The organism is Kutzneria viridogrisea DSM 43870 (assembly GCF_000525635.1).
GTDB lineage: Bacteria > Actinomycetota > Actinomycetes > Mycobacteriales > Pseudonocardiaceae > Kutzneria > Kutzneria viridogrisea.
Window position 1 is genome coordinate 7,493,639 of sequence record NZ_CP007155.1, and the last position, 26,808, is coordinate 7,520,446.

Genomic DNA, 26,808 nt, shown 5'->3' on the forward strand with positions numbered 1-26,808 from the left:
ATTTCTGGTGGGACGTACCGAAGCTACCTCCGCCCCACTTACACGTCAACGTGATGCATGGCCCATAGGCTAATCTTGTGGTCCGAAAGGACTTGGTTCGGACCGCCGAGGGCACCCAACAGCATTTGGTACGGTCCCCTACGTACCCCTACCCAGGTACCGCCGAACCCCTATTCACCCCCGCGCAGAGCCCTAGTCGACCGGAGTTCACCCCTGTTGCAGCAGCTCAGGGCCCTGCGAGGCACAGTGGGCACGCGGAGGCAAGTCTGAGGGGACTATCAGGCAGTCACGCTTTCCCATAACGGCACCTGAAGCACCGCCAAAAGAATCAGATAACATGAACAACGTCAAAAAACGACTTCACAACCGTTTTTGAACGCCCACTTCACCGGAAGCTAACAGGAACGGAACACAAAACTATGGACACGAGCAGGGCTCCGTTGCGGTTCGGCGTGGTGCTGATCTCCGAGGGCTGTGGCCGCGCCGAGTGGGTGGCCAAGTGCCGCCGGGCCGAGGAGTTGGGCTACGACGTGGTCGCGGCACCCGACCACGTCAACCTGACCTCGCCGTTCCCCTCGGTGGTGCTGGCCGCCGAGGCCACCGAGCGGCCCAGGATCGGCACCTACGTGCTCAACGCCAGCTTCCACAACCCGAGGCTGCTCGCCCGCGACATCGCCACCATGGACCAGTTCCTGGACGGCAGGCTGGAGATCGGCCTGGGCACCGGGTACGTGCAGTGGGAGTTCGAGGATGCCGGGGTGCCCTTCGGCAGCCCGGGCAGCCGCGTGGACCGCCTGGAGCACGCCGTGGTCGAGCTGGACCGGCTGCTGACCGACCCGGAGCTGCCCAAGTCCGTGCAGCGGCCCAGGCCGCCGCTGCTGGTCGGCGGGCACGGGAACCGGGTGCTGCGGCTGGCCGCCCAGCGGGCCGAGGTGGTCAGCTTCGTGGGGGCGCAGTTCGACCCCAAGTACGGGCGGATGACCATCGCCACCGCCGAGCAGATGCGCGAGCGGGTCCGCTTCGTGCGGGCCGCGGCGGGCGAGCGCGCCGACCAGCTGGAGTTCAACGTGCTGTCCAAGGCCACGCTGCTGACCAAGGACCGCGCGGCGGCCGTGGAGCAGCTGCGCCGGTTCGGGCCTGAGCTGTCCGAGGAGGACCTGCTCGGCGCGCCGGTGATCGGGGTGGGCACGGCGGCCGACATCGCGGAGAAGGTGCGCGAGAACAACGAGGTGTACGGCATCAGCTACACCACGGTCATGGAGAACGCCATGGAGAGCTTCGGCAAGGTGATCGAACTGCTCCGCTGAAAGCTACTCACACGGCAAACCGGAAGCGCCGACACACCGTACCGGAACGTCCGACACGCGCTGTCAACCCCGCGTGTCGGACGTTCGCGTACGGTGTGTCGGACGTTCCGGTACGCACGCCAGTGCCCCCGGGCGGATCGCCGGGGGCACTGGCGCGTGCGACTGATGTAACGGCCTAACGGCGGGTCAGACGATGTGCACCTCGGGCACGTAGAGGATCCACTTGCCACCCGCCTCGCGGAACGCCTTCTCCTTCGCCATGATCTCCTCGGCGTGGTTCCAGGCGAACAGCAGGGCGTAGTCCGGCGGCGAGTCGGTGAACGCCTCCGGGGAGCGCACCGGGATGTGCGAGCCGGGGGTCAGCCGGTTCTGCTTGGCCGGGGTGGTGTCGGTGACGAAGGACACCAGCTCCGGGCCCAGGTCGCAGAAGTTCGCCACGGTCGCGCTCTTGGCGGTGGCGCCGTAGGCCACGACCGTCTTGCCCTCCGCGCGCAGCTTCTCCAGCAGCGCGACCAGGTCGGTGCGGATCTTGCTGACCTTGTCGCCGAAGCCGCGCAGGGTCTCCAGCGTGGACAGGCCCTTCGCGTCCTCCTCGGCGATCATCTCGGCCACCGCGGCGGAGGGGGTGCGGGCGCCCTGGCGGGCCACCGTGTACCGGACCTCGCCGCCGTGCACCGGGAAGCGCTCCACGTCGACCAGGTCGAAGCCGAAGCTGCGGGCCATGGCGCGCACCGAGCGGGCGGTGAAGAAGTAGTAGTGCTCGTCGTAGATCTGGTCGAACGAGGTGCGATCCACGATGTCGCCCAGGTACGGGTCCTCGAACACGAAGATGCCGTTGGGCTTGAGCAGCGCGTCCAGGCCGCGGAAGACCGAGTCCAGGTACGGGATGTGGCAGATCGTGTTGGCGGAGAACACCACGTCGGCCTGACCGTCCTCGCGGACGATGTCGATGGCGCTGGACTCCTCGAAGAACTCGTTGCGCACCCGCACACCCTTGGCGCTGGCCACCTCGGCCACACTGCGCGAGGGCTCAACGCCCAGGTGGCGCACACCGGCATCGGCGATCGTCTTGAGCATGATGCCGTCGTTGCTGCCGATGTCGAGGATGAACGGGTCGTCCCCGGTCAGCTCGGTCTCGAGGAAGTTGGTCGCGGTCAGCTCGAAGTGCTTGCGCATGACCGAGGAGCCCGAGGAGAAGTACGGGTAGTCCTCGTTGAACATCTTGTCCCTGGGCACCTCCTCCATCAGCTGGCACATCGTGCACTGGTCGCAGACGCCGACGGCGAGCCGGAAGAAGAACTCGCCCTCCAGCTGGTCTGGCTTCAGGAAAGCATCCGAAAGCGGCTGACGACCGAAATCGTAGAATTCCGTGAGGCCGCCGCCGCACATGCGACAATCAGTCATAGCAGCGAAGGTAAGGTCCCGCGCGGGACCAGCCAAGACCTCACCGGGGAAATCCCTACAGGTTCGGGCCGGGCCGTTGTCCGGGCGCCGACCCCCGCCTATGGTGTCAGACCGCCGTGCACCAACGGTTCCGCGCCGCCCGCGAAGATGGCGGCCAGCCCCGCGCGGCCGTCTACGGCCAGCTTGCGGTAGATCTTGGTCAGGTGCTTCTCCACCGCGCGGCGGGTCACCCCGAGCTCGGTGGCGATCTCCCCGTTGGTGCGCCCGCCGACGACCAGGTCGGTGACCTGTCGCTCGGTGGCGGTCAACCCGACCGGGCGCACCGCGCCGGGCCGTCGCGCCGCGGTGTTCAGCGCCGCCGTGGTCAGCTCCACCAGCCAGCCAGCCCCGCAGGCGGCGGCGTGCGCGCGGGCCTCCCGCAGCCGCTGGTCAGCCTCCTGCTCCTCGGTGGGGCGCAGCCGCATGCCCAGCGCCGTCAGGGCTTTGGCGTGCTCCAGGCGGTTGTCCGAGGCCGTCACGACCTCCACCGCCTCGCGCAGCAGGTCCACACCGCCCTCGGTGGGGACGAGCCGCCCGGACAGTCGCAGCGAGCGGGCCAGCGCGGTGGGTGCGCCCCACTTGCGGGCGTGCACCAGTTCCTCCGCCATCAGCTGCTGGGCGGCGTCCAGGTTGCCCAGCCGGTGGTGCAGGGCCGCCGCCCTGCTGCGCCACGGGAACAGCGCCGGGTTGTGCCAGTTGACCCGGTCCAGGTGGCGCCCGCAGTCCAGGAACTGGTCCAGGGCGCACCGGTGGTCGCCCTGGGCCGCCGCGGCCGAACCGGCCAGCATCTGCATGGCGGTGCGCTGCAACAGGTCGAACTGGTCGGCGGGCCGGGACTGGCAGACCCGCACCATGCGCTCGATCAGCGCGGAGTCGCCCGCGTCGGCCACGGCCCGCACCAGGGTCTCGGAGAACCCGCTGAAGGCCGTGTGGTGCGCGCCGGAGACCAGCGCCAGCGCCTCGGCGGCCAGCTCGCGGGCCAGCGGCAGCAGCCCGGACTGGCTGGCGGCCAGCGCCTGCTGGCTCAGCGCGAGCACCAGGTCGTCCGGGGAGGTCATCCGGCGGGCCTGCTCGGTGGCCACGTCCAGCCAGGACCGCACGTCGGCGAGCCGGTCCCCGGCCACCAGCAGGCGGATCACCAGCGGCAGCGGGCCGTGCGCGTGCCCGGGGTAGGCGGGCTCGCACCACAGGACGCGCCCGGCCAGCTCGGTCACCTGCGCGGCGCTCAGCCGCACGGTCAGCGCCCCGGAGTAGAGCAGAACCGAGGCCAGTTCGCGTTCTGCCGCACCGGCCTCGGCCACGTCCGGTCCCATGGCGAGCAGTTCCGCCACGGCCTCGGTCTGCTGGGCCGGGTCCTCCAGCGCCCCGTAGCGGGCACGGGCGGCCAGCCGCAGCGCGAGCCTGCGGTCCCGCCCGGCCAGGTCGCCGGGACGGGTCAGCTGGTTGCTCAGATCGGTGACCAGCGCGCCCGCCGAGCGCGGCGCCCAGCTCACCACGGTCGGCACGATGCCCACCACGGCGGCGATCCGCTCGCCGACCGTGTCCAGCAGCGGCAGCGCCTGCCGCACGTGCCGCACCGCCGTGGACGGGTCCAGGGCGCGCTCGGCGGAGGCCAGCTCGATGAGCAGCCGTGCCCGGTCCCCGCCGTCGAGCGAACTGCCCAGCAGCGCCCGCCGCAGGTAGTCCACGGCGGCGGTGTACTCCCCGCGCCGGATCGCCGACTCGGCGGCCACCCGCAGCACCTCACCGGCCCAGGGCTGCTGCGGGGACATCACCACGCGCAGGTGCTCGGCGATCTGCTCGGCCGAACGCGCGCTGTCGTGCAACAGGGTCGCGGCCCGCGCGTGCAGCCGGTCGTGCTCCGCGGCGGGCAGGGACTCCTCGATCGCGCGGGCGATGGCGGGGTTGACCAGTCGCAGCAGCGGGCCCGCTCCGAGCAGGCCCAGCTCGGTCAGCGCGCGCCGCGCCGAGGCGCAGCCCACCTCGTCCACCCCGGCCAGCGGGGCGACCAGGTCGATCTCCCCGTGCCCGCCCAGCACGGCCAGCGCCTCGGCGAGCGCGCGCACCGGGGCGGGCTGGGCCCGCAACGCCGTGAGCACCCAGTCGCCCAGGACCGGGTCGCTGATCGTACCGAGGTGTTCGGCCAGCGGCGGCACGCCCGCCGCGTGCAGGCTGTCCAGCACGAAGCGCAGCACCATCGGGTTGCCCGCGCTGGCCTCGTGGCAGTCCGGCACGAAGCGCTCGTCCCCGGTGCCGCCGAACCGCTCGGCCACCAGCTCGCCGACTGCCTGCTGCGAGAGCGGTTGCAGTGTAAGGGTTTCCGCCGCGTTGCCCAGGATCTCCCGCACCAGCAGCGTGGCGGCCGCCGGGTCGCCCGCGCCCGCGGTCAGCACCAGCACCACCGGTAGGTCCGCCAACTGGTGCTGCACGAAGTCCAGCCAGCACAGCGAAGGCTGGTCCGACCACTGCACGTCGTCGAGGAGCAGCACGAGCGGGCGGTCCTCCGCCCTGTGCCGCAACAACTCCGTCAGTCCGTGCAGCGCCGTAGGGTCCTCGCCGCGCTCCGGGTTCGCCCAGCGGTCGAGGCGCTCGTCGGCGATCGGCAGCACCGGCTCGAACAGCTGCCGCACCACCGCGAACCCCAGGTGCGTCTCGGCGCGGGAGGCGTCGGCGCGCAGCACCTCGGCGCCCTGCCCACTGGCCAGGAGGCCAATCTCCCGCAGCAGCGCGGACTTGCCCGCGCCGAGCGGGCCGGACACCACCAGCGACGTGCCGCCACCGGCGAGGGCACGCCCCACCGCGGCCCGCGCCCTCGCGAGTTCCTCGTGTCGTTCCAGCAGCATCAGGGCACCTTCTTCAGCACCGTGGACAGCTCGCGCCTGCCCGGAACACCCAGCTTGCGGTAGACGCTGGCCAGCGACTCCTCCACCCCGCGCCGCCCCATGGACAGCACACCGGCGATCTCCGCGTTGGGCATGCCGCCCGCGGCCAGCTGCGCGACCTGAGCCTCCACTTCGGACAGTTCGAGCCTGGCGCGCAGCCTTGCCGTGTCGTAGCGGTGGCCGAGCTCGGCGATGCGCGCGTGGACCAGTTCCCAGTCCTGTGCGACGGCCAGCTCCCTGGCCTCGCCAAGCACCGCGGCGCACTCCGACCAGTTCTGCACGCCCAGGTGCGACTCGGCGAGTTCGATCAGCGCCGTGACGTGGTTGAGCCGCAACGGGGTTCCCCGCAGCAGCCGCACGGCCTCGGCGAAGTGGCCCGCCGCCTGCTGGCGCTGGGCCATGCCCGCGTACAGGTGCGTGGACCCGATCGCGCTCGGCGTGCCCCAGGCCCGCGCCAGCACCAGTTCCTCCTCCACCAGCTCGGCGGCGGCCTCGGGGTGGGTGGCCGCCGCCATGCAGCGCCAGGAGAACAGGGCCGGGTTGGTCCACTGGTTGGCCAGCAGCCTGCGCCCGCACTCGTGGAAGCAGTGCCGCGCGGGCAGCAGCTCGCCGCGGATCAGGTGCAGCAAACCCTTGAGGAACAACAGGTGCGTCCAGCCGAAGCTGTGCTCCACCCCGGCGGGCAGCGGGGTGGCGGCCAGCTCCTCGGCCAGGTCGAACCGCCCCAGGTGCAGGTGCAGGGTCATGCACGAGGCCAGGTAGGTCGGCATCGCCACGGGGTGCAGCCGGTCCGGGTACAACTCGGCGCGCGCCGCGTCCAGGTCCTGTTCCGCACCGCGCAGATCACCGCAGCGCAGCGCCAGGTCCGCGCGCGCGACCAGGGCGAGCCCCACCGCCACCGGCACCGCGCGGCGGCGACACTCGTGCAGCACCCCGTTGAGCGCGGCGCGCGCCTCGGCGATGTCGTCGGTGAGCAGCAGGGCCTTGGCCGCGGCGATGCGCGGGGCCACCGGCGAGCTGCCCGGCTCGGCGGCCAGCGCCTGACGGGCCAGCGCGCGGACCACCTTGGCGTTGCGGCCACCCGCCGCGCGGCGCCACGCCACCACCCCGGCCTGTGACGGATCGGTGGGCAGGTCGGGCAACTCCGCCACGGCCCGCGAGCTGTCCGGTTCCCCGTGGTGCAGGCTCTCGTTCAGCCAGTACAACGCGGCCAACTGCTCGTGCTCGGCACCGCCCCGCAGCACGGCCGTGGACACCGCACGGCGGGCCTCGCCGTAGTTGCCCCTGGTGACCAGCAGGTCGGCGGCCCGCACGCGGATCGCCCCCAGGGCCGGGTCGGTGCTGGTCCGCAGCAGGGCGGCCAGCCTGCGCTCCCCGGCCTCCGGCGCGGTGTTGAGCTCGGCCTCGGCCAGCTCCGCCAGCACCTCCGCCCTGGCCACCGGCCGCTCCGGCACCTCGGCCAGCGCCCTGGTCAGCAAGCGGCCAGCCGTGACGTGCAGCGCGGCCGACCGTGCCGCGCCCGCCGCCGAGCGCAGGGTGCGCAGCGCCCAGTCGGCGCCGATCGGCCGCGCGCCCATCAGCAGCCGGGCCTGACCGTCCTCGGAAATGCCTGCCTGGTAAGCAAGTCCGGCCGCACAGGCGTACAGCTCGGCGCGCTCGTGACCGGTCATGCCCGCGAGCAGCTCGGTGGCCGCGATCGGGTCGGACAGCCGAGGGCAGCCGTGCAGCTGTTCGACCAGCCCGGTTCCGGCCAGCTCGGCGACCAGCTCGGCGCGCGAAATGGTGCGCGGCCTGGCCAGCAGGCACACCAGGTCCAGGTCGAGGTCACCGTCGGCGACGGCGATGGCACGCAGCAGGGCAACGGCCTCGGCGGGGAGCACGCTCAGCAGCTTGGACACGTGGTGACCGCGCACCGCGCCGATCTGCGCCACGAGGTCCGCGGCCGTGAGCCCGCCCCGGCGCCTGCGCAGGCGCTGCAACGCGGCGCCGAGCAGGCCGGGCAGCCCTTCGCAGGCCAGGGTCGCCGCGTGGGCGAAGTCGGCGTCCACCGGCTCGCCCAGCACCGACTCGGCCACCGCGCCGATCTGCGTGACGTCCAGTCGTGGCAAGGTGATCCGGATGGCGCCCTGGGGTTCGCCCCCGCCGAGCACGAGCAGCAGCGGCAGGGAGTGCAGCCGCCGCACCACGGTGTCCATCCACACCTTGGACTCGCGGTCCACCCACTGGGCGTCGTCGACGAGCACGCACAGCGGGCCGCCGCGCAACGCGGGCATCAACCGCCGCTGCACCACGGTGAAGGCCGTGGACTCGTCCACCGGGTCGGTGTGGTCGGCGAGCTCGCGCACGAGCTGGGCCAGCACGCCGAAGCGCACCGTGCGCTGGCAGAACGAGGCGTTGGCGGACACCACCCGCACCCCCGCGTCCAGCGCCATCTCCCGCGCCCGCCCGAGAAAGGCCGTCCGGCCGCTGCCCGGTGCGCCGAGCACGACCACGCGCTGGCCGATTCCCTTTGCCAGCGAGGAAAGGGCTTCCCCGAATGTGGCGAGCCCGCCGTCCCTGCCAACCAACTCGCCGGTCATGTCAGCCGCACGTGCTTGGCCGCGAGCTCGCGGCGGGTGGACACACCCAGCTTGCGGTAGACGTTGGTCAGGTGCGACTCCACGGTGCGCAGCGTGACGCACAGCTCGGTGGCGATCTCCCGGTTGGTGCTGCCCGCACCGGCCAGGTCGGCGACCAGCCGCTCCCGGTCGGTCAGCGTCTCCTCCGGGCTCGCGGCCACCTCCGGCATGCGCCCGCCCGCCGCGAGCAGCAGGTTGCGCGCGCTCTGCGCCATCACCGGCGACCCGTTGCGCACCGCCAGGTCGGCGGCCTGGCGCAGGTGCCCGCGGGCGGCCTTGACCTCACCCAGCCGCAGCAGGTGCCGCCCCAGCACGCCCTTGGCCTGCGACTCGAGCATCCTGGCCTGCGAGCCCGTCAACACCTCCACGGCCTCGGTGGCGTGCTCCACCCCGGCCGTGCCGCCGACCAGCACCGCCTTGGCCAGCAGCCAACTCCCCCGCGCCTTGGGCGTTCCCCAGTCCAGCACGCGCTGCTCCTGCTCCGCCACGTACTCGGCCGCCTCGTGCACCCGGCCCAGCTCGTCGAGCAGGTAGGTCAGGTCCAGCCACCACAGGGTCACCGCCGGGTTGCTGATGCCCGCGTCCGCCAGGTACCGCCCGCAGTCCAGGAAGCACCGCGCGGCGGTGTCCCGGTCGCCGAGCATCCACCTCGCGTGGCCCCGCACCATCAGGTAGGTGGGGAACTCCCAGGCCAGGCCGCGCAAGGTCGGCAGGTGCAGTGCGTCCAGCACGGCGAGCGCGCCGTGGACGTCGCCCTGCTCCAGCACCACCGAGGCCCGCGCCAGTTGCGGCAGCGAGGTCAGCCCGTGCCACTGCCTGCTGTCCACGATGCCCGCCGCGGTCTGCGAGTCCACCTTGGCCGCGCCGCTGTACCCGCTCTCCTGGCGGAACATGGACCGGATGGACAGGTCCTGGCAGTAGGACCAGAAGTCACCGGACCGCCCGCTGCGCGCCAGCCGCGCGGTCAGCGCCGCGACCGCCGCGTCGCTGTCCCCGGCCAGGTGCACCACGCTGGCACAGGCCCTGGTCCACCAGTCCCCCAACTCGTCCCCGCCCTCGGCCAGCGCGGCCAGCGCGTCGCGGGCGGCCGACTCGGCACACCGCGCGCTGATCGTGGCCTCCAGTGCCCGCGCCGCCAGCCCCCGCGCCCCCGCCAGGGCCGGGGTGCGCTCCCGGACGCTGGACAGGAACCTCGGCAGGTTCGACACGTGCTGAGCGCCCAACGAGAGCAGTGCGGACTCCAGTCCGGCCCGCAACTCCACCTCCTGCTCGTCGAGCCGCGCCAGGGTCTCGGTCATGCCCCGCATGGCCAGGTCAGGCTGCTCCGGAACGAGACCACTGCTCTCGAAAGCAGCGCCCACCCGTGCCCGGTCCCGGAGGTCCTCGCTGGCCTGCAAAGCCTCCCACAGGTGCCGCCGCGCCGCCGCCGGATCGGTCTGCGACAGCTCCTCCGCCAGCTTCAGCCGCAGCTCGGTGGTGCCGCCGTCGGCCTCCAGCAGCCGTTGCAGGTACAGCACCGCCGCGGTCGAGTCCCCGCGCCGCACCGCGCTGTCCGCGGCCTCCTCCAGCACCGGCAGCATCCAGGTCTGCTCCAGGACCGGCAGCTGCACCAACTGGTCGGCGACCGCCTCCGGGGCCGAGCCGACGTCGTTGAGCAGGCGCGCGGCCCTGGCCCGCAGGCAGGTCAGCTCGGCACCGGTCAACCCGGTCAGCGCGCCGGCCAGCACCGGTCGCGGCCAGTCCCGCTCGGGGCCCACGTAGCGGCGCAGGTCCTCGACCACGGCGGCCACGGCACGGGCCGGGAAGCCGGACAGAGCGGTGAGCAGCTGCTCGTCGGCACGGCCCAGCACGGCCAGCGCCCGCAGCACCGCCCACGCGCTGCGGCTGCCGCCGAACAGGCTGGGCACCACCCAGCGGGCGACCCGGTGCCGGGCCAGCGAGGCGGCCTGCTCGGTGTGCTGGTCGGACGGGTGAACGCCCTCGGCACGCAGGTCGGCGACCAACCGGGCGAGCAGGGCGGGCACCCCGCCGGTCATGGCCCGGCACAGGCGGGTGAAGGAGGGTGCGGGCGGTTCACCGAACTCGCGGTGCAGCAACTCGGCGACGGTGGACTCGGCCAGCGGCCGCACACGCAGCACCGAGCTGTGCGAGTGGGCGGCCGCCTCGGCGAGCAGTTCGGACACCGGCCCGGTGGCTTCGGCCCTTCGGGCGATCAGCACCAGCAGCGGCAGACCGGCGCCGCGCCGCAGCAGGAAGTTCAGCCACACCAAAGTGTGTGAATCACACCAGTGTGCGTCGTCCACCACCACCAGCAGCGGCCCGCTCCGTGCGAGGCTGGCCGCCTGCTCCCACAGCTCGGGCAGATCCCGGGCCGTGGGCAACAGGGTGTTGGCGATGGCATAGGGGGTGTCCGCACGGGCCTGGTCGCAGGTGGCACGCAGCACGGTGAAGCCCTCGGCACGGCTGGTGACCAGGTCGAGCAGCGCGGTCTTGCCGACCCAGGCGCCGCCCCGCAGCAGCACGCAGCGGCCGACACCCGCGCGCGCGTCGGCGAGAGCCCGGTCGAGCAGCGCGAGCTCGTCCGCCCGGCCGACAAGGGCTCCCTCCGGGCGGTCTACCGGCACGGCGACCTCCCCTCGAACCCACCACCACTTCGGCAGGGACCGGGCGGGCCTCCTGGTTATACCTAGCACCCCGTCAGGGGGGAACCCCTATCGCGGACCCCTATCGTTCCAGCTCACGCTCCTGCGGCTGGTCCTCCCCGGAGCGCAGGTGCACCAGCGAGGTGTGGCCCGCCGCGGTGAGCCGGCCCAGCTGTGCGCCGATCTTGCCCGAGCGCGGCAGCACCTCCGCGGTCCGGCCCACTGCGCGCAGCTCCCGCGCCACGTGCAGGGCCCTGGCCAGGGGCACGTCGGACTCGAACAGCACGGCCACGCTCTCCCGCGAGGGCCGCTCCGCCAGCAGGTCGACGATCCGCTCGAAGCCGATGGAGAACCCGCACGCGGGCACGTCCCGGCCCAGGGAGCGGCCGATCAGCCGGTCGTAGCGACCGCCCCCGGCCACCGAGGACCTCGACGCCGGGTGGCCGATCTCGAAGATCTGCCCGGTGTAGTAGCCCATGCCGCGCACCAGGGTCGGGTCGAACTCCCAGCGCAGCTCCCGGGTCCGCGCCAGCTCGTCCAGGCAGCCCACCGTGGTGGCCAGGTCCTCGATGAACGGCTGCGGTTCGGTGCTGGGCAGGGCGTTGGCCAGCGCGTCGGCCACCTTGTCCGCGGACAGGCCGGTCAGCGACTGGATGCGGTCCAGCGCCGATTTGACCGCCTCGGTGGGCAGCCCGCGCTCGGCGAGCTCCGTGCGCACCCCGTCCCAGCCGATCTTGTCCAGCTTGTCCAGCCCGATGAAGAAGGTGGACCAGAGCGACTCGTCCAGCCCCGAGGCCGCGGCCAGCGCGGACAGGAACCGGCGGTCGGACAGCCGCACCGTGGCACCGCCGGGCAGGCCCACCGCGGCCAGGGCCTCGGTGGTTGCCTCGATCAGCTCCACCTCGGCCAGCACGCTGGGCTCGCCGACCAGGTCGATGTCGCACTGGTTGAACTGGCGGTAGCGGCCCTTCTGCGGGCGCTCCGCCCGCCACACCGGCCCGAACTGGAAGGAGCGGAAGGGCAGCGGCAGGTTCGCGTGGTTGTTGCCGTAGAACCGGGTCAGCGGCACGGTCAGGTCGAAGCGCAGGCCGAGGTCGACCAGGTCGGCCACGGGCGTGTCGGCGGCCACCGGGTCGGGCAGGCCGCGGCGCAGCACCTGGTAGATCAGCTTCTCGTTCTCCCCGCCCTGACCGCCGGTCAGCCGCGTGAGGTCCTCCAGCGCCGGTGTCTCGATGCGCTGGTAGCCGTAGCGGTGGTAGACCTCCGTGATCCTCGCGAGCACGTGGTCACGCAGGGCCACGGCCGACGGCAGCAGGTCACGGGTGCCCCTGGCGGGGCTGTTGTCCATCTTCACCTTACGGTCCTCTACAAAGGGATCGGATCAGTCGAGCGCGGCCACGAAACTGGTCACGGTGTCCGGGTGCAGCCGTTGGGCAAGCCTGCCCGCAGGCACGGCGGAAGCCAACCGGAATAGCGGCCGCTCGCCCGCACCCGCCTCGCGGGCCTCGGCGCGCAGTTGGGCCACGAGCAGTTCGGAGTGCACGAGCGCCCGCGGGTCCCCGGCGCCCGCGAGCACGTCCGCGAGCGTGCGCAGCTCGACGATGCCCAGCTCACGACCGCCGTTGCCCACGTAGCTGGCCAGCCCGAGGTTGATGGTCCTGCCGCTCGGGCCGCCGGTCACCAGCAGGCTGACCGTGCGCACCCCGCGCACCTCGGTGACCAGCACGTCCACCGCGGTCAGCGCGTGCAGGTCCACCGTCCTGGTGCCCAGGGCGCGCACCGACAGCAGCGTGCCGGTCAGCGACACGCGCCTGCGCGACTCAGCCCAGGCCAGCAGCACCAGCGGCAGGGCGACCACCACGGCGGCGACCACACCGGGCAGCCGCCCGCCGATGAGGCCGACCAGCCCGCCGAACGCGGCGCCGACCACCAGCGCGGTCACCGTCACCAGCCGGGAGCGGCGGCGCACCGAGACGGGGTCGTGCAGGTCCAGCGGCAGGGGCTGTGCGGTCATGGCTCACATGCCCCGGCGCGGCGCGGGCTCGTCCAGGCCGAGCAGGAACGGGTTGCCCGCGCGCTCACGCCCGATCGTGCTGGTCGGCCCGTGGCCGGGCAGCACCACCGTGTCGTCGGGCAGGGTCAGCACCTTGTCCCGCAGCGAGTCCAGCATCGCGCCGTGGTCGCCGCCGGGCAGGTCCGTGCGGCCGATGGAGCCCGCGAACAGGGTGTCCCCGGAGAACACCAGCCGCCCGCCCTGCTCCGTGCCGGAGCGGAACATCACCGAGCCGCCGGTGTGCCCCGGGGTGTGGTCCACGGTGAGCCGCAGACCGGCCAGGTCCAGCTCGGTGCCGTCGGACAGCTCGCGGACCTCCCCCGGCTCGCGCATCTCCAGCTGGCCGCCGAAGAAGGCCGCCGACTCGGTGCTGATGCCCGCCAGCGGGTCGGACAGCAGGTGCCGGTCGGCCGGGTGGATCCAGGCGGGGATGTCGTTGCCGTCGCAGACCGGGGCCACCGCGAAGGCGTGGTCGAAGTGGCCGTGGGTGAGCAGCACGGCCACCGGGGACAGCCGGTGTTTGCGCAGCGCCTCGCCGACCGCCTCGGCCGCGTCCTGGCCGGGGTCGACGATCACGCAGGGCTCGCCCTCACCCGCGGCCAGCAGGTAGCAGTTGGCCTGGAGGGCACCGGTCGGGAACCCGACGACGAGCACGGGCGGTTCCTCCATCTGGCCGGATGCGGGGGCACCCCAGCCTAGCCGTCCGGGACCACCACACAGTGGTCACACCCCCTAGTCCTACACTCGCGGAGATTCTGTCAGCACGAACCCGGGGAGAGCGCAGGTGCCGAGCAACGAGCAGCGCCGCGAGGCCGCGAAGCGGAAGCTGGAGCGGCAGCTGGTCCGCCGGGCCCAACGCGCGAGGCGCCGGAGGGTGATCGGCATCTCGGTCACCCTGGTGGTCGTGCTCGCCCTGGGCGGCGGCATCTGGTGGTTGGCGACCCTTCCGCCCAGCTCGGCCAACGCGGAGAACTCGCCCAGCACCACCTCCGCGCCGCCCGCGAAGACCTCCGGTGGCCCGTGCAAGTACACCGAGACCCCGGACGCACCGGCGGTCAAGGAGGCCGGTGGCCTGCCGCAGGACCCCAACCCGACGCCGAAGACCGGCACCGTCGCGCTGGACCTGAAGACCTCTGCCGGCGACATCCCGGTCACGCTGGACCGCGCGAAGGCCGGGTGCACCGTGCAGAGCATCGAGCACCTGGTCAAGGCCAAGTACTACGACAACTCGCCGTGCCACCGCGAGACCTCGGGCCAGCTCAACGTGTTGCAGTGCGGTGACCCCAAGGGCACCGGCTCCGGCGGTCCCGGCTACACCATCCCGGACGAGAAGCCGACCGACCTCAAGCCCACCACCGCCGAGGGCGCGCCCGCGGGCACCAAGCTGGTGACCTACCCGCGCGGCACCATCGCCATGGCCAAGACCCAGGCCCCCAACAGTGGTGGCAGCCAGTTCTTCCTGGTGTACAAGGACTCCACGCTGACCCCGGACTACACCGTGTTCGGCACCGTGTCCGAGGCCGGGCTGGCCACCCTGGACAAGATCGCCGGGGAGGGCATCAACCCCGCCCCGCAGAACGGCCAGGGCGACGGCGCCCCCAAGACCCCCGTCACCATCACCCAGGCCACCATCGCCTAACTCTCCCCATGTCATGAAAGTGCCGTATGAGACACCGGGTGTCTCATACGGCACTTGGGTTCAGGGGGTGGTTGCAACACCGCTTGTGATCGAGTGGAGTTGTGATGACTGGACGGGCCCAGCTACCCCGCGCTGTGCGGGTGAGGTTTTGGGAGGTGGTCCGGGCTGGTCATGCGGTCCGGCCCGCGTCGGGGATGGTCGGGGTCAGTCATGAGACCGGGCGGCGGTGGTTCCGGCAGGCTGGCGGGGTGATCGGTAACGCGCCCCGCCCACTGTCGAACCGGTTCCTGTCGTTGGTCGAGCGGGAGGCGATCTCCCGCGGGATCGCCGCGGGTGACTCGTTCGCCCGGATCGCGGCGGGTCTGGGGCGTCCGGCCTGCACGGTCAGTCGTGAGGTCGGTCGTAACGGTGGGCGGCGGGGGTATCGGGCGGTGGCCGCGGAGCGGGCCGCGAGGGCGCGGGCCCGGCGGCCCAAGGTCGCGCGGCTGGCCTCCGACCCGGTCCTGCGGGGCTGGGTCCAGGCCGGGCTGGAGCGGGGTTGGTCACCGGAGCAGGTCGCTGCCACGCTGGAGACGACCTTTCCCGACCGGCCGGAGATGCGGGTGTCGCACGAGACGATCTACCAGTCGATCTACGTCCAGGGCCGGGGCGCGTTGCGCCGTGAGCTGGCGGCGTGTCTGCGGACCGGGCGGGCGCTACGCCGCCCCCGCCGGGCCAGCGGTGCGCCCGTCTCGGGGGCGGGCCGGATCCCGGGCATGGTCAGTATCTCCGAACGTCCCGCCGAGGCCGCCGACCGGGCGGTGCCCGGGCATTGGGAGGGTGACCTGATCCTGGGGCGGGGTAACAGGTCCGCGATCGGGACCCTGGTCGAGCGTTCCACCCGGTACTGCCTGCTGCTGCACCTGCCCGACGGGCATGACGCGGCGCGGGTGCGGGACCGGATGATCGAGACCATCCGGTCCCTGCCCACGCACCTGTGGCGGTCGTTGACCTGGGACCAGGGCAAGGAGATGGCCCGGCATGCCGAGATCAGTCTGGCCACCGACCTGGCGATCTACTTCTGTGACCCGCACTCACCCTGGCAACGTGGCTCGAATGAGAACACCAACGGGCTGCTGCGCCAGTACTTCCCCAAGGGCACCGACCTGTCCGCGCACTCCGCGGAGGACCTCGCACGCGTCGCGGTCCTGCTCAACGGCAGGCCCCGCAAGACCCTGGGCTGGATCACCCCCGCCGAAGCACTCCAGCGGGTACTGTCCGGCAAACCCCCCATTGCAACCACCACATGAACCCACCGCACTTTCATGACACGCCCCGGTTCCTGACCTTCGTCAGGTGTGCCGATGACGGGTCGGTGGTCCACGATGGACAGGTGCGCGGCGGGTGGATGACGGCCAGGGACGTGGGTCTGTGGCTGGTGCTGTCCCTGCCCGAGCTACTGCTCCTGGTGATGGGCCAGAACGGCTGGTGGCCCGCGATGGCGATCCTCGGCACGGGGATCGCGGTGGGGCTGAGCAGGTCGGTGCCCGGCATCGCGCTGGCCGTCGTCACGGCGAGCGCCTGCGCCGCGCTGGCGTCGGGCCCGGTCACGCCGGCGATCATCGTGCTGGCCTACCTGGCCGGGCGCCGCGCTCCCCGCGACTGGCCCGCGCTGGTCTGCGCGGGTGTGATCATGATCATCAGTTCGGCCCTGCACGAGCAGAGGTTCGTGGTCACGACGCTGGTCACCGTGCCGCTGTCCCTGCTCGCCCCCTGGCTGATCGGCCGGTACCGGTGGATGCAGGACGAACTCACGATGGGCGGCTGGCAGCGCGCGGAGCAGTTGGAGCAGGAGCAGCAACTGCGCACCGACCAGGCCAGGCTGCGTGAGCGCTCACGCATCGCCGAGGACATGCACGACTCGCTGGGCCACGAACTGAGCCTGATCGCGCTGCGGGCGGGCGCCCTGGAGCTGGCCGCCGACCTGGACGAGCGGCACCGCAAGGCCGCGGCCGAGCTGCGGGCCAGCGCCGCGGCGGCCACCGACCGGCTGCGCGAGGTGATCGGCGTGCTGCGCCAGGACACCCCCGCACCCGTCGTACCGGTGCACGAGTCGCTGGCTTCCCTGGTGGAGCGGGCACGCGGCTCGGGCATGAGCGTGCGGCTGCGGGTGGAGGGCAAGGTCACCGAGCTGGAGCCCATGCCGGACCTGGCGGTGCACCGCGTGGTCCAGGAGGCGCTGACCAACGCCGCCAAGCACGCGCCGGGAGCCGAGGTGGAGGTGGTGGTGCAGCACCTGCCGGAGGAGGTCGTGGTGACGGTGCTCAACGGCGCCCCGGCCCGTCCCCCGGAGCAGGGACCGGCCGGGCGCTACGGTGTGGTCGGCTTGCAGGAGCGGGTGCGCCTGATCGGCGGCTCGCTGCGGGCCGGTCCCGAGGGAAGCGGGTTCCGGCTCGTCGCGCGGGTGCCCAGGCAGGTGTCGGACGCTGTCCCGGTGGAACCGACCTCCTCGGCGCAGCACCTGCGGATGGCCCGGCGCAGGGTCAGGCAGGGCCTGCTCGCGGCGGTGGTCACCCCCACCCTGCTCGTGTTGCTGCTGGTGATCGGAGGACTGATCGTGGCGTTTGTGGGTGGCCGGTGATCCGGCTGCTGGTGGCCGACGACGAGGCCATGATCCGTGCCGGGGTGCTGGCCATCCTGGGCACGGACCCGGGGATCGAGGTGGTGGCCGAGGCCGCCGACGGCAGGCAGGCCGTGCGGCTGGCCGCCGAGCACCGCCCCGACGTGGCCCTGCTGGACATCCGCATGCCCGTGCTGGACGGCCTGGCCGCGATCCCCGAACTGCGCGCGGCCTCCCCCGACACGGCGGTGGTGCTGCTGACCACCTTCGGCGAGGACGAGTACATCGGCCGCGCACTGGCCGAGGGCGCGGCGGGCTTCCTGCTCAAGTCGGGCGACCCCAGGGAGCTGATCGCCGGGGTGCGGGCGGTGGCTGGCGGCGCGGCCTTCCTGTCACCGAAGGTCGCCCACCGGGTGATCACCGAGCTGGGCGGGGAGCGGATGAACCGCGGGGTGACCGCCCGCGAGCGGATCAAGGTGCTCACCGAGCGCGAGCGGGACGTGCTGGCGCTGGTCGGCGCGGGCCTGTCCAACGCCGAGATCGCCCGCGAACTGCACCTGGTCGAGGGCACCGTGAAGGGCTACGTCAGCGCCGTGCTGGACCGGCTGGACGTGCGCAACCGCGTGCAGGCCGCGATCCTGGCCTACGAGGCCGGCCTGGTCACCCACTAGCACCCCAACACCCCGCGAGTCCCGCTCACCGGAGCGCGAGTCCCGGTCACAGGGGCGCGAGTCCCGCCCGCACGTCGCCGAGTCCCGCCCACCGGGTCATGAGTCCCACCCAGGCGTCACCGAGTCCCGGCCACCGGTCGGCGAATCCCGCCCACCAGGTCATGAGTCCCGCCGACGTGTGTGCCAGTCCCGCTCACACGGGCGCGAATCCCGCGCACCGGAGCGCGAGTCCCGGTCCCCGGGTCATGAGCCCTGCCCCGGAGCGCGAATCCGGCGCAGCGGTCGACGACTCCCGGCTACAGGGGCGCGAGTCCCGCTCGCCAGGGCGCGAGTCCCGCCGACGTGTGGGCGAGTCCCGGCTTCCGGGTCATGGGTCCCGGACATGCGTCGCCGAGTCCCGCCCACAGGGGCGCGAATCCCGGCCCCCGGAGCGCGAATCCCGGTCACAGGGGCGCGAATCCCGCCCAGGCGTCGCCGAATCCCGCGCACCGGGGCGCGAGCCCCGCCCGCGAGGCGCGAGTCCCGCTCACCGCGTCGCCAAATCCCGCGGACGCGACCCGAGCCGCGGCCGCAACGCACCGCCTACCACCCGCCAGCCGCGCTCGCGAGCGGCTCAGGTCAGTGCGGGCGGCACGGCGGGCGAGCGCCTGCGCAGCCAGCGCGCGACCAGCAGCACCACGGCGTCCACCAGTGCCAGGCCGATCAACGCGGCGGGCAGGTGGGTGAGCGCGCCCTCGGTGCCGCTGAACCAGAACGTCCAGACCGCCTTGAACAGCACCGCACCGTTGATCACCACCAGCGCCCAGGCCACCGAACGCCGCCACAACGCGACGGCCACTCCCAGGAAGGTCAGCGGCACCAGCAACCCGATCAGTACCTTCACCGGGGTCCAGTCGCTGAGCAGGTAGTCCCGCTCGGCGTCGAGCATCTCCTGCACCCCCGGCGAGGACTGCTCAGGAGCCGGGAACCAGGCCATGCTGGTGACCAGCGCGAGCAGGGTCAGCAGGATGCCCCACGCACTGCGCCGGTAGGCGAAGTAGCAATAGGGCAGCAGGAACAGCGGTCGGATGTACCAGCTCAGCACGTTGTGGTGCCGGGCCCAAGCCCAGGACACCAGGTCCTGCACCCACTCCGGAACACTCATGCGGCCACGGTAGGACCGCAGCGAGAGCAGTGCTCTCAACTCGGAGCAGGTCAGCCCCTACGGCTGCCCGATGGGGTCAGGACGCCGAGGTCACCCGGTACACGTCGTAGACCCCCTCGACGCTGCGCACCGCCTTGAGCACGTGCCCCAGGTGCTTCGGGTCGCCCATCTCGAAGGAGAACCGGCTCACCGCCACCCGGTCCCGCGAGGTGGTGACCGAGGCCGACAGGATGTTGACCTTCTCGTCGGCGAGCACCTTGGTCACGTCGGAGAGCAGCCGGTGCCGGTCCAGGGCCTCGACCTGGATGGCCACCAGGAACACCGAGGAGGAGTTCGGCGCCCACTCCACGTCCACCAGTCGTTCCGGGGTGGCGGTCAGCTCGTCGGCATTGGTGCAGTCGGTGCGGTGCACGCTGACCCCGCCGCCCCGGGTGACGAAACCCAGGATGTCGTCCCCGGGCACCGGGGTGCAGCAGCGCGCCAGCTTCACCCAGACGTCGGTGGTGTCCTTGACGATCACGCCGGGGTCGCCGGGCGCGCGTCTGCGCACCACAGTGGACGGGGTGGACCGCTCCGCCAGCTCGTCCTCGGCGTGCTCCACGCCGCCGAGCAGCGCGACCAGTCGCTGCACGAGGTGCCGTCCGGAGACCTGCCCCTCGCCGACGGCCCGGTACAGCGAGCTGACGTCGGGCAGCCGCAGCTCCCGAGACAGCGCCGCCATGGAATCGGCGGTGACCAGTCGCTGGATGGGCAGGCCGACCCTGCGCACCTCCTTGGCGATGGTCTCCTTGCCGCTCTCGATGGCCTCCTCGCGCCGTTCCTTGGCGAACCACTGCTTGATCTTGGCCCGGGCGCGGGGTGAGGCGGCGAAGGCCAGCCAGTCCCTGCTGGGGCCCGCACCCTCTGCCTTCGAGGTGAAGATCTCGACGACATCGCCGTTCTCCAGCTTGCGCTCCAGGGCGACGAGCCGCCCGTTCACGCGAGCGCCGATGCACCTGTTGCCGACCTCGGTGTGCACCGCGTAGGCGAAGTCCACCGGGGTGGAGCCGGTGGGCAGGGTGAACACGTCGCCCTTGGGTGTGAACACGAAGATCTCGCGCACGGCCAGGTCGTAACGCAGCGCCTCGAGGAAGTCGCTGGGGTCGGCGGCCTCCCGCTGCCAGTCCAGCAACTGGCGCATCCAGGCCATCTCGTCGACCTCGACCCCGCGCCCGCTGTGCGTGCCCTTGGTCTCCTTGTACCGCCAGTGCGCCGCGATGCCGTACTCGGCGGTGCGGTGCATCTCGTGCGTGCGGATCTGCACTTCCAACGGCTTGCCGTCCGGGCCGATCACCGTGGTGTGCAGCGACTGGTAGACGCCGAACCGGGGCTGGGCGATGTAGTCCTTGAACCGGCCGGGCATCGGCTGCCACAGGGAGTGCACCACGCCCATCGCCGCGTAGCACTCGCGCACGTCGTCGACCATGATGCGCACGCCGACCAGGTCGTGGATGTCGTCGAAGTCGCGGCCCCGCACGATCATCTTCTGGTTGATCGAGTAGTAGTGCTTGGGCCTGCCCTCGACCCTGGCGGGGATGCGCGAGGACTCCAGGTGGCTGGACAGCTCGTCCACGACCTTGCGCAGGTAGGTGTCGCGGGACGGGGCCCGGTTGGCCACCAGGCGCACGATCTCGTCGTACCGCTTGGGCTGGAGGATGGCGAAAGCCAGGTCCTCCAGCTCCCACTTGACCGTGGCCATGCCCAGCCGGTGTGCCAGCGGGGCCAGCACCTCCAGGGTCTCGCGCGCCTTGCGGGCCTGCTTCTCCGGCGGCAGGAAGCGCATCGTGCGCATGTTGTGCAGCCGGTCGGCCAGCTTGATGACCAGGACCCGGGGGTCGCGGGCCATCGCGATGACCATCTTGCGGATCGTCTCGGCCTCGGCGGCGGCGCCCAGCTTGACCTTGTCCAGCTTGGTGACCCCGTCGACCAGGTGCGCCACCTCCTCGCCGAAGTCCGCGCTGAGCAGCTCCAGCGAGTAGTCGGTGTCCTCCACCGTGTCGTGCAGCAGGGCCGCGACCAGGGTGGTCGTGTCCATGCCCAGCTCGGCCAGGATCGTCGCCACGGCCAGCGGGTGGGTGATGTACGGGTCCCCGGACTTGCGCCGCTGCTCGCGGTGCTTCTCCTCGGCCACGTCGTAGGCGGTCTGCAACAGGGCCAGGTCGGCCTTCGGGTGCAGCTCGCGGTGCACCGCGGCCAGGGGCTCCAGCACCTGCTTGACCGGGGCCGCGCGCTGTGCGGTGATCCTGCGGGCCAGGCGCGCGCGCACCCGCCGCGTCGCAGAGGCGGACCGTTGGGCCGCTGCCTGCGGCGTGGCTGCGGGTTCGACGTCCTGGCTCAACCACGCTCCCGGGCACTTCGGAGGGTCACCGAGTAACGAGAATAGCTCTCAACGGACCTCTCGGTTCCCCCGCGGCCGTGCACAGGGCGCCGAACGTGCGCCAGGACACGCCGAACCGACGTTCGAGTTCGGTCGGACTAGTCACCCTCATGTCATGAAAGTGCCGTATGAGACATCTGATGTCTCATACGGCACTTTCATGACACGTCAGTCTGTCAGCAGCGCGTGCACGGGGACGCCGAGCCGGTCACGGGCGGCGAGCGCGGCGATCTCGAACACCACGTGCACGCCGGTGACCCGCGCCCCGCAGTGCTCCACGAGCTGCTTGGTGGCGGTCACGGTGCCGCCGGTGGCGAGCACGTCGTCCACGATGGCGACCCGCTGGCCCGCGCGCACGACAGTGGCGGGCAGCTCGAGCGTGGCGGTGCCGTACTCCAGCGCGTAGTCCACCCGGTGTTCCACGGCGGGCAGCTTGCCGGGCTTGCGCACGCAGACCAGGCCGAGGCCCATCGCGTAGGCCATGGCGGCCCCGAGCAGGAACCCGCGGGCCTCCACGGCGACCAGCACCTCGGTGCCGGGGGCGACCCCGCTCGCCAGCGCGTCGGTGAGGACGCGGAAGGCGGCGGGGTCGGCCAGCACCGGGTTGATGTCCCGGAACAGCACGCCGGGCTCGGGGAAGTCGGGGACCTCCCGGATGAGCCCGAGCGCGCCGGACAGCGCGTTCAGCGCCGCTTCTTGCCGGTCGGGCGGCCGGAGCGCGCCTTGGGCGTGCGCGAGGGCGTGCTCGCCGCCGCGGCCATGGCCTTCTCCCTGCGCAACTCGGCGGCCAGGGCGTCGTCATCGCTGAGGTCGACGTCCTCGCCCGCCTCGGCCAGCTCGGCCTTGCGCGCCAGGTTGGCCCTGCGCTGGGCGACCCGCTCGGCCTGCTGCCGGTACTTGGGGTCCCGCATCTTCAGGTCCACCACCAGCGGGGTGGCCAGGCAGATCGAGGACACCGCACCGACGAGCATGCCGGTCAGCTGGATCAGCGCCAGGTCCTGCAGGGTGCCAACACCCAGCAGCACCACGCCGACCACCAGCAGGCCCAGCACCGGCAGCAACGCGATCAGCGAGGTGTTGATCGAGCGCATCAGGGTCTGGTTGACCGCCAGGTTGGCCGCCTCGGCGTAGGTGCGCCGGGTCAGCCCCAGCAGACCGCGCGTGTTCTCCCGGACCTTGTCGAACACCACGACGGTGTCGTACAGGGAGAAGCCGAGGATGGTCAGGAAGCCGATCACGGTGGCCGGGGTGACCTCGAAGCCGATCAGCGAGTACACACCGGCGGTGATGATCAGGTCGTTGAACAGCGAGACGACCGCGGCGATGGCCATGGACCGCTCGAAGTAGAACGTCAGGAAGATCGTCACCAGCACCAGGAACACCAGCAGGGCGATCAGCGCCTGCTGCGAGATCTCCCCGCCCCAGGACGCGCTGACGGCGCTGTCGCTGATGGCCTTCTCACTGGGCTGCCCGTTGCCGCCCTGCGGGATCGGCTTGAGCTTGTCGAACAGCGCTGCCTTCAGCTTGAGCAGGTCAGGGGTGTTCAGCGGCACCGAACGCAGCTGGATGGTGGCCGAGTTGGCCGAGCCCACCGTCTGCACCTGGGCGGGCTCGTGGCCCATGACCTGCTTGTAGACCTCGCCGACCTGGTCGGTGCTGATCGCACCGGCCTGGCCGGACACCGGCAGCTGGATCTGGGTGCCGCCGGTGAAGTCGATGCCCAACTCGAAGCCCTTGATGCCCATCGAGCCGATACAGATCAGGGCGATGATCGCGAAGGTGACGTACCAGCGCTTGCGCTTGCCGATGATGTCGAACGCACCGGTGCCCACGTAGAGGTTGTGGAACACCCCGTGCCGCTTCTCGCCTGCGGGAGCAGACATCTCACGCCTCCTTCGCGGCGGTGGCGGCAGCGGCCGAGCGCATCTCCACGCCCGCCTTCTGCACCGCGCCCAGGCCGGAGAAGGCCGGCTTGGACAGCGTCTTGGACCGGGAGGCCAGCACCACCAGCGGGTGGGTGACCAGGAAGACCACGACCAGGTCCAGCAGGGTCGACATGCCGGTGGTGAACGCGAAACCCTTCACCCCGCCGACGGCCAGCGCGTAGAGCACGGCGGCGGCCAGGAAGCTGACCGCGTCGGCGGACAGGATCGTGCGACGGGCACGGACCCAGGCGCGAGGCACCGCGGAGCGGAACGTCCTGCCCTCGCGTACCTCGTCCTTCATGCGTTCGAAGAACACCACGAAGGAGTCCGCGGTGATGCCGATGGCGATGATGAAACCGGCGACACCGGCCAGGTCCAGGCTGTAGCCCATCCAGCGGCCCAGCAGCACCAGCACCGCGTAGACCATCGCGCCCGAGCACACCAGGGACAGCAGGGTCAGCACGCCGAGCGCCCGGTAGTAGAACAGGCAGTAGATGATCACCAGCAGCAGGCCGATACCACCGGCGAGCAGACCGGCCTCCAGCGAGGACAGGCCCAGCGTGGCCGAGACGGTCTGGCTCTCGGAGTTGTTGAACGACAGCGGCAGCGAGCCGAAGCTCAGCACGTTGGCCAGGTCCTTGGCGGTCTGCTGGGTGAACTGCCCGCTGATCTGGGTGGCGCCGAGGATCTTCTGGTTGATCTTGGGCGCGGAGACCACCTGGCTGTCCAGCACGAACGCGGCCTGCTCACCGACGTGCTTGCCGGTGTAGTCGCCCCAGGTCGCGGCGCCGTCCGGCTTGAAGTTCAGCGACACGACCCACTGGGCCTGCTGCTGGTCGAAGCCGGACTGCGCGTTCTGGATCTGGGCGCCGTCCAGGAACTTCGGCCCGAGCACGTACTTGTACTGGCCCGACTGGTCGCAGGTGACCAGCGGCTTGGCCGGGTCGTCGTAGCCCTTGAGCGGGTCCGGCTTGCCGCAGTTCAGCGAGTCCAGCGCGGCCTTCAGCGCGTTCGGGTCGGTGCCCGCGTTCGGGTTCTGCCGCAGCGCCTTGGCGTCGGCGATCTTCTTCGCCTGCTGCGCCGCGTCCTCGCCCTCGTTGCCGCTCGGCGCCGCGGTGGTGCTGGCGGCCGTGCTGCTGGGCGCGGTGGTGCTCGTCTGCGCGGCGGGCACCGGGGCGCCCTGCGGCTTGGGCGAGCTGCTGCTCGGTGGCGGGGTGCTGCCCGAGGTCGGCGCGTTGGAGCCGGAGGGCTTGGCGCTGTCCGAGGGCTTGGGCGTGGTGGAGGTCGGCGCGGGCGGGTTCACCGGGATCTGCAGCGGCGAGCCGGACTGCGGATCGTTGAGCACCGGCCGGAAGCGCAGCACGGCGGCCTGTCCCAGGCTCTTGAGCTGGTCGCTGTCGTTGCCGGGGGCGGTGATGACCAGGTTGTTGCCGTCCTGGATGACCTCGGGTCCGGTGACGCCGCTGCCGTTGACCCGATCAGTGATGATCTTCTGGGCGAGTGCCAGTGAGTCCTTCGACGGCGGCTTGCCGTCGGGCGAGACCGCGGTCAGCGTGACCCTGGTTCCGCCCTGCAGGTCGATACCGAGCTTGGGAGTCGGCGATCCAGACCCGGTGAAGAACACCAAGGCGTAGAGCACGACCAAGATAAAGGCAAAGACACCCAGGTAACGCACTGGGCGGATCTGCCCGGCCGGAGGTGCCACGGTCGGTACATCTCCTCGCGCTGATCATCGTTTCGGTGGCCGCCGCGCCCAAGCCGGGCACAGCGGAATCGCCCCCCACCAGGCCAATGGCGCGGGTGCGGCGCAGCGTACCGCCCGCTGTGTGAGGCTTGCGTCACCCTACGGCAACACCGGGCCGACAGCGTAGGCACGCCGATCCCGGCCGATTCACCGTTGTTCACAGTGATCCGGCCGGGGTGGACGTGTGGCCCCCTAGCGGGTGGCCTTGTCCTGCTGCTCCAGCGGCGGGGCCACCTCGGCGGTGCTGGCGGGCTCGCCCGCGACGGCCGCGGTGGGCTCGTCATCGGCATCGGTGTCGTCCTCGACCACCGGGTTGACCTTCTCGCGGACCGCCGCACGCAGCCAGCTGGTCACCACGCCCGGGGCGATCTCGATGTCGATCCGGTCCTCGTGGGTCTCGGCGATCGTGCCGAACAGACCGGAGGTGGTCATCACCTGGTCGCCGGGCTGCAGCGAGTTCTGCAACTGCTGCTGCTCCTGCATCTGCTTGCGCTGCTTGCGGGTGCCGAAGAAGAGCATGGCGCCGACGGCAACGATCAGCAGCGGGAGCATCAAGGACTGCGGGTCCATCATTCTCCATTCACAGATCACCCGAACCTGACACGGGTGACCGAATGCTGGGGTATGCCTGTCGAGTCTGCCACACCTCAGCGGGTGGATCCGCTGGCAGCCGTCTCGCCGGGGGCCTGCGGGGGCGGGGTGAGACCCAACTGCAACCAAGCCGCGGCGGTGGCGACCCGGCCGCGGGGCGTGCGCGCCAGCATGCCCGCACGCACCAGGAACGGCTCGCAGACCTCCTCCACCGTGGTCGGCTCCTCCCCCACCGCCACGGCCAGGGTGGACACCCCCACCGGGCCGCCGCCGAAGGAGCGCACCAGCGCGCCGAGCACCGCGCGGTCCAGCCGGTCCAGGCCCAGCTCGTCCACGTCGTAGACCTCCAGCGCGGCCCTGGCGACCTGCCTGGTCACCGCCCCGTCCGCGCGGACCTCGGCGTAGTCGCGGACCCGGCGCAGCAGCCGGTTGGCGATGCGCGGGGTGCCCCGCGAGCGGCGCGCGATCTCGGCGCCGCCCGCCACGTCCAGGTCGATGCCCAGGATGGTGGCCGAGCGGTGCACGACCTGCTCCAGCTCCTCGGCGCTGTAGAACTCCATGTGCCCGGTGAAGCCGAACCGGTCGCGCAGCGGGCCGGTCAGCGAGCCGGACCGGGTGGTGGCGCCGACCAGGGTGAACGGGGCGATGTCCAGCGGGATGCTGGTGGCCCCCGGCCCCTTGCCGACCACCACGTCCACCCGGAAGTCCTCCATCGCCAGGTAGAGCATCTCCTCGGCGGGACGGGCCATCCGGTGGATCTCGTCGATGAACAGCACATCGCCCTCGACCAGGTTGGACAGCATCGCGGCGAGGTCGCCCGCGCGCTCCAGGGCCGGTCCCGAGGTGATCCGGATGGCACTGCCCAGCTCCGCCGCGATGATCATCGACAGGCTGGTCTTGCCCAGGCCGGGCGGCCCGGACAGCAGCACGTGGTCCGGCGGCTGACCGCGTTGCTGGGCGCCGCGCAGCACCAGGTCCAGCTGCTCGCGAACCCGGGGCTGGCCGACGAACTCGTCCAGCCTGCGCGGGCGCAGCGTGGTCTCGACATCGCGCTCGGTCGGCTCGGCGAAGGCCGAGACCGGCGAGTAGTCCTCCTCGTTCACGGGACACTCCTCGCTGACGCTCGCCGACCCG

General features: G+C 71.8%; 19 protein-coding genes. 5 read left to right on the top strand and 14 right to left on the bottom strand.

Annotation, left to right across the window (positions count from 1 at the left end; all coding sequences use genetic code 11):
- The first annotated feature begins 419 nt into the window (after positions 1-419).
- Positions 420-1,307 carry a TIGR03621 family F420-dependent LLM class oxidoreductase gene (locus KALB_RS32380; RefSeq protein WP_025359826.1) on the top strand — a complete coding sequence of 296 codons (888 nt, stop codon included), beginning with the start codon at positions 420-422 and terminating at the stop codon, positions 1,305-1,307.
- 186 nt (positions 1,308-1,493) lie between these two features.
- Here the strand turns inward: KALB_RS32380 and KALB_RS32385 are convergent, their stop codons facing one another.
- The 7 genes from KALB_RS32385 to KALB_RS32415 all read right to left on the bottom strand — a co-directional run bounded on the left by KALB_RS32385 (position 1,494) and on the right by KALB_RS32415 (position 13,599).
- Complete coding sequence (locus KALB_RS32385; RefSeq protein ID WP_025359827.1) at positions 1,494-2,711, bottom strand: class I SAM-dependent methyltransferase; 1,218 nt, start codon at positions 2,709-2,711, stop codon at positions 1,494-1,496.
- 98 nt (positions 2,712-2,809) lie between these two features.
- Complete coding sequence (locus KALB_RS32390) at positions 2,810-5,593, bottom strand: helix-turn-helix transcriptional regulator (protein WP_025359828.1); 2,784 nt, start codon at positions 5,591-5,593, stop codon at positions 2,810-2,812.
- A complete protein-coding gene (locus KALB_RS32395; protein WP_025359829.1) occupies positions 5,593-8,211 on the bottom strand; it encodes a LuxR family transcriptional regulator in 2,619 nt (872 codons plus the stop codon). The genes KALB_RS32390 and KALB_RS32395 overlap by 1 nt, the downstream gene beginning before the upstream one ends.
- The gene (locus tag KALB_RS32400) at positions 8,208-10,874 is read right to left on the bottom strand and encodes an AAA family ATPase (RefSeq protein WP_025359830.1); all 2,667 of its coding nucleotides are present in this window, start codon (positions 10,872-10,874) and stop codon (positions 8,208-8,210) included. The genes KALB_RS32395 and KALB_RS32400 overlap by 4 nt, the downstream gene beginning before the upstream one ends.
- A 100-nt stretch (positions 10,875-10,974) precedes the next feature.
- On the bottom strand, positions 10,975-12,240 hold the full coding sequence (gene hisS / locus KALB_RS32405; RefSeq protein ID WP_035971370.1) for a histidine--tRNA ligase: 1,266 nt from the start codon (positions 12,238-12,240) through the stop codon (positions 10,975-10,977).
- A 33-nt stretch (positions 12,241-12,273) separates the two neighbouring features.
- The gene (locus KALB_RS32410; protein WP_025359832.1) at positions 12,274-12,906 is read right to left on the bottom strand and encodes a hypothetical protein; all 633 of its coding nucleotides are present in this window, start codon (positions 12,904-12,906) and stop codon (positions 12,274-12,276) included.
- 3 nt (positions 12,907-12,909) lie between these two features.
- On the bottom strand, positions 12,910-13,599 hold the full coding sequence (locus KALB_RS32415; RefSeq protein ID WP_025359833.1) for an MBL fold metallo-hydrolase: 690 nt from the start codon (positions 13,597-13,599) through the stop codon (positions 12,910-12,912).
- 130 nt (positions 13,600-13,729) lie between these two features.
- On the opposite strand from KALB_RS32415, the gene KALB_RS32420 reads away from it, so the two are divergent.
- From KALB_RS32420 to KALB_RS32435, 4 genes are all read left to right on the top strand, one after another.
- Positions 13,730-14,584, top strand: coding sequence for a peptidylprolyl isomerase (locus tag KALB_RS32420; RefSeq protein WP_025359834.1), 855 nt, complete (start codon positions 13,730-13,732; stop codon positions 14,582-14,584).
- Between the two features lie 104 nt (positions 14,585-14,688).
- Positions 14,689-15,873, top strand: a complete 1,185-nt coding sequence (locus KALB_RS32425) for an IS30 family transposase (protein ID WP_030111998.1) — start codon at positions 14,689-14,691, stop codon at positions 15,871-15,873.
- 98 nt (positions 15,874-15,971) lie between these two features.
- Positions 15,972-17,204, top strand: coding sequence for a sensor histidine kinase (locus KALB_RS32430; protein WP_025359835.1), 1,233 nt, complete (start codon positions 15,972-15,974; stop codon positions 17,202-17,204).
- Complete coding sequence (locus KALB_RS32435; RefSeq protein WP_025359836.1) at positions 17,201-17,854, top strand: response regulator; 654 nt, start codon at positions 17,201-17,203, stop codon at positions 17,852-17,854. The genes KALB_RS32430 and KALB_RS32435 overlap by 4 nt, the downstream gene beginning before the upstream one ends.
- Positions 17,855-18,467: 613 nt before the next feature.
- On the opposite strand, the gene KALB_RS32440 is transcribed toward KALB_RS32435, so the two are convergent.
- The 7 genes from KALB_RS32440 to ruvB all read right to left on the bottom strand — a co-directional run bounded on the left by KALB_RS32440 (position 18,468) and on the right by ruvB (position 26,777).
- Positions 18,468-18,998 carry a hypothetical protein gene (locus KALB_RS32440; RefSeq protein ID WP_025359837.1) on the bottom strand — a complete coding sequence of 177 codons (531 nt, stop codon included), beginning with the start codon at positions 18,996-18,998 and terminating at the stop codon, positions 18,468-18,470.
- 76 nt (positions 18,999-19,074) lie between these two features.
- Positions 19,075-21,375 carry a RelA/SpoT family protein gene (locus KALB_RS32445; protein ID WP_025359838.1) on the bottom strand — a complete coding sequence of 767 codons (2,301 nt, stop codon included), beginning with the start codon at positions 21,373-21,375 and terminating at the stop codon, positions 19,075-19,077.
- A gap of 207 nt (positions 21,376-21,582) precedes the next feature.
- Positions 21,583-22,101, bottom strand: coding sequence for an adenine phosphoribosyltransferase (locus tag KALB_RS32450; RefSeq protein ID WP_411931149.1), 519 nt, complete (start codon positions 22,099-22,101; stop codon positions 21,583-21,585).
- The gene (gene secF / locus KALB_RS32455) at positions 22,098-23,297 is read right to left on the bottom strand and encodes a protein translocase subunit SecF (RefSeq protein ID WP_025359840.1); all 1,200 of its coding nucleotides are present in this window, start codon (positions 23,295-23,297) and stop codon (positions 22,098-22,100) included. Before secF ends, KALB_RS32450 begins: the two co-directional genes overlap by 4 nt.
- Before the next feature lies 1 nt (position 23,298).
- Complete coding sequence (gene secD, locus KALB_RS32460; RefSeq protein ID WP_025359841.1) at positions 23,299-25,044, bottom strand: protein translocase subunit SecD; 1,746 nt, start codon at positions 25,042-25,044, stop codon at positions 23,299-23,301.
- 231 nt (positions 25,045-25,275) lie between these two features.
- Positions 25,276-25,653 (bottom strand): preprotein translocase subunit YajC, encoded by a 378-nt coding sequence (gene yajC, locus KALB_RS32465; RefSeq protein ID WP_411931059.1) that lies wholly within the window; start codon positions 25,651-25,653, stop codon positions 25,276-25,278.
- A gap of 77 nt (positions 25,654-25,730) precedes the next feature.
- Entirely contained in the window at positions 25,731-26,777 is a 1,047-nt protein-coding gene (gene ruvB, locus KALB_RS32470; RefSeq protein WP_025359843.1) for a Holliday junction branch migration DNA helicase RuvB, read from the bottom strand.
- Positions 26,778-26,808 lie beyond the last annotated feature (31 nt).

Bases quoted from the DNA above. Each gene is read 5' to 3' on its own strand.
- KALB_RS32380 (WP_025359826.1), top strand. From the start codon at position 420: ATGGACACGAGCAGGGCTCCGTTGCGGTTCGGCGTGGTGCTGATCTCC.
- KALB_RS32385 (WP_025359827.1), bottom strand. From the start codon at position 2,711: ATGACTGATTGTCGCATGTGCGGCGGCGGCCTCACGGAATTCTACGAT.
- KALB_RS32390 (WP_025359828.1), bottom strand. From the start codon at position 5,593: ATGCTGCTGGAACGACACGAGGAACTCGCGAGGGCGCGGGCCGCGGTG.
- KALB_RS32395 (WP_025359829.1), bottom strand. From the start codon at position 8,211: ATGACCGGCGAGTTGGTTGGCAGGGACGGCGGGCTCGCCACATTCGGG.
- hisS (WP_035971370.1), bottom strand. From the start codon at position 12,240: ATGGACAACAGCCCCGCCAGGGGCACCCGTGACCTGCTGCCGTCGGCC.
- KALB_RS32410 (WP_025359832.1), bottom strand. From the start codon at position 12,906: ATGACCGCACAGCCCCTGCCGCTGGACCTGCACGACCCCGTCTCGGTG.
- KALB_RS32425 (WP_030111998.1), top strand. From the start codon at position 14,689: ATGACTGGACGGGCCCAGCTACCCCGCGCTGTGCGGGTGAGGTTTTGG.
- KALB_RS32430 (WP_025359835.1), top strand. From the start codon at position 15,972: ATGACGGCCAGGGACGTGGGTCTGTGGCTGGTGCTGTCCCTGCCCGAG.
- KALB_RS32440 (WP_025359837.1), bottom strand. From the start codon at position 18,998: ATGAGTGTTCCGGAGTGGGTGCAGGACCTGGTGTCCTGGGCTTGGGCC.
- secF (WP_025359840.1), bottom strand. From the start codon at position 23,297: ATGTCTGCTCCCGCAGGCGAGAAGCGGCACGGGGTGTTCCACAACCTC.
- yajC (WP_411931059.1), bottom strand. From the start codon at position 25,653: ATGGACCCGCAGTCCTTGATGCTCCCGCTGCTGATCGTTGCCGTCGGC.